Raw genomic sequence first — 973 nt, forward strand, 5'->3', positions numbered from 1 at the left:
TGACACTAATCAAATCAATAAGCGGTATCAGAGGTACCATCGGCGGCGCAGCCGGCGAAGGCTTAACGCCGCTGGACATTGTAAAATTCACCTCGGCCTACGGTAGCTGGGCGGTAAAAAAATCGGGCATTAATAAGATTGTGATCGGCCGGGACGCCCGCATTTCGGGCGAGATGGTGAGCAGCCTGGTAACCGGAACCCTGCAAGGTTTGGGTATCGATGTAGTAGACCTTGGCCTAAGCACCACCCCAACGGTAGAAGTAGCTGTACCGCTGGAAAAAGCCGCAGGCGGCATCATCCTGACCGCCAGCCATAACCCCAAGCAATGGAACGCGCTGAAGCTACTGAACGAAAAAGGCGAGTTCATCAGCGATGCAGATGGTAAACAAGTGCTGGACATAGCCGAACAAAGCGACTTTACCTATGCCGATGTAGATAGCCTGGGCAAAGTAACCCATGACGACAGCTACCTGCAAAAACACATCGACCTGATACTGAACCTGCCGCTGGTAGACAGGAAAGCGATAAAGCAAGCGAACTTTAAAATAGCCATAGACTGCGTAAACTCTACGGGAGGCATCTATGTACCGGCACTATTAAAAGCCTTAGGTATAGAAACCATTTACGAACTCTATACCGAACCCAACGGACACTTCCCTCATAACCCCGAGCCACTGCCTGAGAACCTGACGGCGATTGCCGAAACAGTTAAGGAGAACAAAGCCGACCTGGGTATAGTGGTCGACCCGGATGTAGACAGGTTATGCTTTGTAAACGAAGACGGCACGATGTTCGGTGAAGAATATACCTTGGTAGCCGTAGCGGATTATATCCTGAAACATACCCCGGGCAACACGGTATCCAACTTGTCATCAACCAGGGCGTTGCGAGACGTTACCGAAAAACATAGTGGCAACTACACCGCCGCAGCAGTAGGCGAGGTGAACGTAGTGAACAAGATGAAGGAAACGAA

The 973-nt window shown here is 50.9% G+C and carries 1 protein-coding gene; it reads left to right on the forward strand.

Going from position 1 to position 973, the window contains the following annotated elements; translation table 11 throughout:
* Nucleotides 1-973, forward strand: a 973-nt coding sequence (locus LT679_RS18570; protein ID WP_232179182.1) for a phosphohexomutase domain-containing protein, incomplete at both ends; no start/stop codon positions are given.

Origin of the sequence: Mucilaginibacter roseus, from assembly GCF_021215455.1 — a bacterium.
Classification (GTDB): domain Bacteria; phylum Bacteroidota; class Bacteroidia; order Sphingobacteriales; family Sphingobacteriaceae; genus Mucilaginibacter; species Mucilaginibacter roseus.